This is a genomic window from Aeromonas sp. R2-4 (assembly GCF_040908365.1).
Lineage (GTDB): Bacteria > Pseudomonadota > Gammaproteobacteria > Enterobacterales > Aeromonadaceae > Aeromonas > Aeromonas veronii.
Genome location: NZ_JBFODO010000016.1, coordinates 125,168 through 131,841, shown reverse-complemented (window position 1 = coordinate 131,841; position 6,674 = coordinate 125,168). Strand labels below are relative to the sequence as shown.

General features: G+C 61.8%; 7 protein-coding genes. 5 read left to right on the top strand and 2 right to left on the bottom strand.

What is annotated here, in order from left to right; translation table 11 throughout:
* Positions 1-147: 147 nt before the first annotated feature.
* Together yccS and AB5Z05_RS08270 are read left to right on the top strand one after the other, a co-directional pair.
* Positions 148-2,313, top strand: coding sequence for a YccS family putative transporter (yccS, locus tag AB5Z05_RS08275; RefSeq protein ID WP_368151003.1), 2,166 nt, complete (start codon positions 148-150; stop codon positions 2,311-2,313).
* Between the two features lie 24 nt (positions 2,314-2,337).
* Complete coding sequence (locus tag AB5Z05_RS08270; RefSeq protein WP_005347582.1) at positions 2,338-2,688, top strand: TusE/DsrC/DsvC family sulfur relay protein; 351 nt, start codon at positions 2,338-2,340, stop codon at positions 2,686-2,688.
* Positions 2,689-2,799: 111 nt separating this feature from the next.
* Here AB5Z05_RS08270 and AB5Z05_RS08265 read toward each other — a convergent pair whose 3' ends face one another.
* Together AB5Z05_RS08265 and AB5Z05_RS08260 are read right to left on the bottom strand one after the other, a co-directional pair.
* Positions 2,800-3,714 carry a Gfo/Idh/MocA family protein gene (locus AB5Z05_RS08265; protein ID WP_368151001.1) on the bottom strand — a complete coding sequence of 305 codons (915 nt, stop codon included), beginning with the start codon at positions 3,712-3,714 and terminating at the stop codon, positions 2,800-2,802.
* A 128-nt stretch (positions 3,715-3,842) separates the two neighbouring features.
* The gene (locus AB5Z05_RS08260; protein ID WP_368150999.1) at positions 3,843-4,724 is read right to left on the bottom strand and encodes a LysR family transcriptional regulator; all 882 of its coding nucleotides are present in this window, start codon (positions 4,722-4,724) and stop codon (positions 3,843-3,845) included.
* Positions 4,725-4,829: 105 nt separating this feature from the next.
* Here AB5Z05_RS08260 and AB5Z05_RS08255 point away from each other — a divergent pair, with 105 nt between their 5' ends.
* From AB5Z05_RS08255 to AB5Z05_RS08245, 3 genes are all read left to right on the top strand, one after another.
* Entirely contained in the window at positions 4,830-5,438 is a 609-nt protein-coding gene (locus AB5Z05_RS08255; protein ID WP_368150997.1) for a short chain dehydrogenase, read from the top strand.
* 183 nt (positions 5,439-5,621) lie between these two features.
* On the top strand, positions 5,622-6,155 hold the full coding sequence (locus tag AB5Z05_RS08250; RefSeq protein WP_368150995.1) for a DinB family protein: 534 nt from the start codon (positions 5,622-5,624) through the stop codon (positions 6,153-6,155).
* Positions 6,152-6,586, top strand: a complete 435-nt coding sequence (locus AB5Z05_RS08245; RefSeq protein WP_368150993.1) for a hypothetical protein — start codon at positions 6,152-6,154, stop codon at positions 6,584-6,586. The genes AB5Z05_RS08250 and AB5Z05_RS08245 overlap by 4 nt, the downstream gene beginning before the upstream one ends.
* Positions 6,587-6,674 lie beyond the last annotated feature (88 nt).

The window sequence follows — 6,674 nt, the reverse complement described above, 5'->3', positions numbered from 1 at the left end:
CCACTTCGCGCTTGGCGGGTTACTATCTCGCTCTCGTTTCGATCAAGGGTTTCACCTGTCTCATGCCGATGGATCTCTCTGGCCTGCTGCGCCGACTGCTGATTGATAGTCACATCGATTTTGCTTCGCTCAAGGGTGGTGCCTAGCATGCCCATGGAATTCTCCGGTTTGTTACGCCGACTGCTGACCGATAGTCACATCTACTTCGCCCTCAAGGTGCTGCTGGCCATTCTCGGTCTGCTCGCCTTCACCCTGGCCACCGGCAATATCCAGCTCACCGTGCTGCTCTCCCTCGGGGTAGTGGCGGGCGCCATCGCCGAAACCGACGACAGCCTGTGGGGACGGCTCAAAAACCTCGCCATGACGCTCATCTGCTTCATGTTTGCGTCCCTGTGCGTGCAGTATCTCTACCCCACCCCCTGGCTGTTTGCCATTGGGCTCGCAAGCTCCACCTTTATCTTCGTGATGGTGGGGGCGCTCGGCGCCCGCTATGCCACCATCAGCTTCGGCTCGCTGCTGATCGCCATCTACACCATGCTGGGTGCCGCCAAGGCGCCGGATCTCTTCTACCAGCCGCTGGCCCTCGGCGCTGGCGCCCTCTGGTACGGGCTGGTCTCGTTTATCTGGCTCTGGCTGCTGCCCTACAAGACCCTGCACGAACAGCTGGCCCAGAGCTACTTCGCCCTTGGCCGCTACCTGCTGGAAAAGTCCCGCTTCTTCCCGGCGGACGAGCACGGCGCCCAGGCCATTCGCCACAATCTGGCCCAGCTCAACATCAATCTGGTGAGCGCGCTGACCCTCACCAAATCGGCCCTCAATGCCCGCCTGAGCCGCCGCCATCCGGCGAGCCCCGAGCTTGCCAGCCTGCTGCGCCTCTATCTGCTGGCGCTGGAAATTCACGAGCGTGCCACCTCCAGCCACTACCCCTACAGCCGACTGGAAGCGGAGCTCAAGCAGGGCATAGTACTGGAAGGATTTCAGGAGGTGTTCCTGCAGCTCTCCGAGGCATGCCAGCGGCTCGGTTACGCCATTCTGGTGCACAAGCCCTACGCCCATAACAAACGCATCCACTGGACGCTGGAGGCCCTCGGCGATCAGCTGGAGTTCACCAATCTCAAGCAGCACTACCCGAAAACCCTGCTGACGCCGATGAAGTTCCTGCGCCGCAATCTGGCCAGCATCAACCAGCTGCTGGGCAGCGCCGAAGTGCTGCAAAACCCCGAGCAACCAGAGCAGGAGCTGCCCGCGCTGGCCAAGCCGCCCCGCCTGCCGCTGCTGGCCCAGCTCAAGCAGCATCTCACCTTGCACTCCATGGTGTTTCGCCACGCGCTGCGTTTGTCACTCGGGCTGGTGATCGGCTACGGCATACTGCAAGCCTTTGATCTGGAAAAGGGCTACTGGATTTTGCTGACCGTACTGTTTGTCTGCCAGCCCAGCTACAGCGCCACCCGCCGCCGACTGGTGCAGCGGATGCTCGGCACCTTCGCCGGTATTCTGGTGGGTATTCCGGTGCTCTGGCTATTCCCCGAGCTACACGTCCAGCTGGTGGTGATGGGTCTGGCCGCCTTCCTGTTTTTCACCCAGGCGCGCAACAACTACAGCGCCGCGGTCTGCTTTATCACCCTCTACGTGCTGATGGCGTTCAACCTGCTCGATGGCATCGGCTTTGCCATTCTGGGGCCGCGGCTGCTCGATACCCTGCTCGGCTGCCTGATCTCCTACGGGCTGGTGGCCTGGCTCTGGCCGGACTGGCAGTACAAGCGGCTGCCGACCCTGATCGCCAATTCGCTCTCGGCCAACGCCCGCTACCTCTCGGCAGTGCTGGCGAGCCTCAAGCAGCAGCGCGATGAGTCCATCGACTATCGGGTGGCGCGCAAGAGCGCCCATCTGGCGGACAGCGAACTGGCCACCGCCTGGCAGAGCATGCTGGTGGAGCCGCAAAAGCGCCGCCGCTTCCTCGATCTCTGCTTTACCCTCACCTGGCGCAACCACGCCCTGCTCTCCTACATCTCGGCGCTGGGGGCTCATCGCGACAAACTGGAGGCCATCAGCGGGCTGGATGAGGTGCGCCACCACATCTGCCACACCCTTGAGCAGGCCGCCGGTCATCTGGCGGGCAACCCCTCCAGCTCCATCGGTGGTCAGAGCCCCCTTCTTTGCACGGACAGCAGCCCGGACAGCAGCGAGGAGCAGCTGATGCTGACCCAGCAGCTCAACCTGATCAGCGAGCTGGCGGATCAGCTGCTGCATCTGGCCAACGAGAGCCGGTTGCTCACCGGGGATCAAGGCGCTACCATGCCCGCCCAATCCTGATAGCCCCATTAGCGAGGAGCCCTCATGTCTGCGTCCGAAAAACATCAGCTGGAATTCAACGGCCAACTCATCGAGACCGATGCCAAGGGCTATCTGCTCAACAGCAACGACTGGAGCGAGGAGCTGGCGCTGGTGCTGGCCGCGCAGGAGGGGATCGAGCTGGAGGAGCCGCACTGGGAAGTAGTGCGCTTTGTGCGCGCCTTCTATCTGGAGTTCAACACCTCCCCCGCCATCCGCGCACTGGTCAAGGCGATGGAGAAGCAGTACGGCCCCGAGAAGGGCAACAGCCGCTATCTCTACAAGCTGTTCCCGGAAGGGCCTGCCAAGCAGGCGACCAAGATTGGCGGCCTGCCCAAACCGGTGAAGTGCATCTGATCCCATGCATCTCATCCCATAACAACGGGGGCCGCAACTGCGGCCCCCGTTGTGTTTGGTGCGCAACCTTCGCGCACCTCGTATTCATATCCCCCCGGCTTCCAACCAGCCTTATTCCCGCTGGTCAGCCAGCGCCACCAGCTGCTCCGCCAGCCGATGACCGTGCAGGTAGGAGGTAATCAGCTCGCTATCTGCCTTGCCCGATTCAATCTGCTGATACCAGTGTTCCAGCATGGCGGCAAAGCCGCGCTGGGCCAGCACCGGCTGCCAGTCGTTGGGGGCAAGCATCTGCGCCTGCTTGTCGCGGGCGATGCTGCCGCGGGTGCAGTTCTCAAGGTGCAGGGAGAGGTTGTCGCCATAGGCATCGATGCGCTCCTCGGTGATCCCGGCGCTGCGGTTCATGCTGCCGCTGATGGCGCGATCGCCGCTCTGCCAGCTGACGCTCACCCCGGCCAACAGGCTGTTGTCCTTCGCATCCGGTCGCAATACCGCATGAAAGTCGCCGTCCGGCACGCCGCCATAGAAGCAGAGGCTGTCGAGCACATGGATAAAGTCGTCGAACATAAAATCCCGCGCCTTGCCCGGCAGGGCGAAGCGGTGCTTTTGCCAGTTAAGCTCGGTGAGCGGCCGGGCGCGGGCCTCGGCCATGGCAGGCAGATAGCGGCGGTTAAAGCCGGTAAAGAGGGCGCAATCTTGCGCGATGGCGAGGTTGGCCAGCGCTTCTGCCTCGGCCAGATTGTCGCACAGGGGCTTGTCGACAAAGGTGGGGATACCCGCACGCAGGCACTGCTCGGCCAGCTCGCGGTGAACGGCGGTGGCGGCGTGGATCATCACGGCATCGGGGCGGCTGGCCAGCATGGCCGCCACATCGGTAAAGCACTCGGCGACCCGATACTGGCGGGCCAGCTTCTCCAGCACCGCTGGATTGCGGGTGCAGAGCAGCGGGGTGACCCGCTCGTCGCTCGTCAGCAGCGGCAGATAGGCTTTCTGGGCGATATCCCCCAGACCAATCATGGCAATGCGCATCTCAACTCCTTTTCACTCGATAACGGGACAAGCGGATAACTGCCCGCACCATCGCAGGATTTCTCCCGCAGATCCAGCCTGCCGTTAGCGCACTGGCTGGCGTGTGCAGCTCTGTGCAAACGGTGGCGTTATCCGGGCATGGCAAGATCGCTGACCGACTTGATCACCTCGGCCAGCCACTCGATGGCGAGATTGCCCTGGCTTTTGCGGTGTCTGCCGACCACCACCTCGAACGGCTGCGGCGCCCCGGCCAGCTCCAGCACGCGAAAATCGCCGAGGGCGGCGATGGCCGATGGAATGCAGGCCGCCACGTCATTGACCGACATAAAGGCTTGCAGCGAGGTGTAACAGGGGAGCGTCGCCACCGCCGCGCTGGCGACCTGCTGCGGGTTCATCTGCCCTTCGAAATTGCCGACGCTGTTGGCGAACTGCACAAAGGGGATGGCCGCCATATCCTGCGGGGCCTTGTCCGGCAGATATCGGGAGTCGCGGCGCAGCACGCAGCAGTAGTGATCCCGGCGCAGGGTGGCGCGCAGCAACCCCGGGTCGAGATAGGCATCAAAACCAATCACCAGATCGACCTCGCCGCTGGCCAGCGCCTCCAGATGCTGCTCGGCCTGAAAGTCCACCACATCGAGCCGGATGGAGGGCGCCTGACTGCGCAGGGCGCTCGCCAACCTTGGGATAATGGCGAGCTGGGCATATTCGTTCGCCATCACCCTGAAGGTGCGCTGGCTGCTGGCGGGGTCGAAGGGGGCAGCCACAAAGACCCCGTCGATATCGGCCAGGATCTGCTCGAACTTGTCAGCCAGCTCGCAGGCGTAGTCGGTCGGCTGCAACCCGGCGCTTTGGCGGATAAAGAGCTCGGCGGGAAAGAGATCGCGCAGCTTTTTCAGATGGCTGCTCACCCCCTGTTGGGAGATCTCCAGCAGCTCGGCCACCCGCGACACACTCTTGTATCTCACCAGCAGCACCAGCACCCGCATCTGCCTGATATCGATCTTCTCCACCCTCACCTCACTAATTTCAGTTGTATCACATACAAACCACCCATGATTTACATTGTATCAGTGGCTCTCTAACCTTGCAGCTCTTCCAGCAAAGCGAGGTTAACGATGAAAACTGTCATTCTGATTGGTGCTCAGGGGAAAATGGGGCAAGCCGCCCTCAGTGGTCTGGGCAAGCACAAAGTCATTACCGCCAGCCGCTCCGGCGAGGGGTGTGATTTTCAGGTGGATATCACCAGCCGAGAGTCCATCGAACGGCTCTACCAAAACGTGGGATCCTTCGATGCGGTGGTCAATACCGCAGGATTTTGCGAATACGCCCCCTTTGGCGAGATGAGCGACGAGCAGTGGCAAACCACCATCCAGAGCAAGCTGATGGGGCAGATAAATCTGGTCAATATCGGCCTCAACTACATCAATCAGGGGGGCTCCTTCACCCTGATCTCCGGCATCCTCAATATCAAGCCGCTCCCGCTGGCCATTGCCGATGCCACCACCAGCGGCGCCATCGATACCTTTGTCCAGTGCGTGGCCCACGAGCTGCCCCGTGGCATTCGCATCAATGTGGTCAACCCGACCGTACTGGAAGAGGCGTGGGACGTATATGGCGAGATGATGCCGGGCTTCCAGCCGGTGCCGGGCGCCTTGGTCGGCAAGGCGTTTGAGCGCTCCGTCGATGGCTTTATTAGCGGCCAGGTGCTCTATGTCGATGCCTGATCAGGTTCAGGTGTGACCCCACTGCCTTTGTAATTCCTTGTCGATGTTTTTCCTCTTCCCCGAAAGCTCTGCTCTCGGGGCTTTTTCTATGACGGGGGGCAGAACAGCAGCAGAACGGGTTTCGTATTGAGCCCATTTTGGCTACCATGCCGCACTTCACGAAGCGACAAGGGCAAGGACGCGATGAGCAACAATACACTGCAATCCCTCTTTCACTACAAACGCTGGGCCGATGGCGAACTGCTGGATGCGATCGCCACACTCGATGCGCAGCAATATGGCGAGGCCCACCACACCTGCCTCAGGATCTTCAACCATATCCATGTGGTCGATACCATCTTCCAGGCCAATCTGCTGGGGGAACGCCACGGCTTTACCGCCACCAATACGCCGGAGACACCGACCCTCAGCGCCCTGCGCAGCGCAGTCACCGAGCTGGATAACTGGCTGGTGGATTACGTCACGTCGCTGAGCCCGCAAGAGGAGGCAACCCCGCTCTCGTTTCGCTTTGTCGATGGTGACAAGGGGCAGATGAGCCGCGATGAAATGCTGCTCCATCTGGTAACTCATGGCGGCTATCACAGGGGAGCCATCGGGCGGATTCTGGTGCAGTGTGGCATCACGCCGCCGCGCGATACCCTGACCACCTTTTTGCATCGCAGCGAGCCCAGGCGGCGGGGTGATGCGCCTCTGGCAGAGGGCGGGGCCCGCCCATGATACGCGCCTATCTGCGGCTCACACCGCTGCTGCTGATTTGGCTGCTAAGCGGCTGCGCCGCCGCCATCGATCACTACGCGGGGCGCTTTCGCAACACCCTGGTATCGGGGGAAACCCGCGCGACCATTCGCGCCGAGCTGGGCGAGCCCCAGCGTTGCCAGCAGGCCGCCTTTCTGACCGAGGATAAGGTGCAGGGCTGTGATCGTTTTACCGTGCTCGGCAAGATCCACAAGCACGCTGACGGCAATGGCCAGGCCACGGCGAGCGCCGTGACATTGGGGCTGGGGGAGCTGATCCTTGTGCCGATGACAGTAGCCGGGGTCGCGGCGGACTACACCCAGCGCCACACCATTACCGTCTATTACGATCGGGACGATCACTACCTGTTTCACACCCTGCAGAACGCCAAGGGACAGGAGGTAAGACAATAAGCCCCCATCCCAACAGTGCTCACTGACCACTCTGCCGTGACCGGCGCAGTGGTTGGTTGAGCCTCTATTGCCCTCCCTATAACCATCC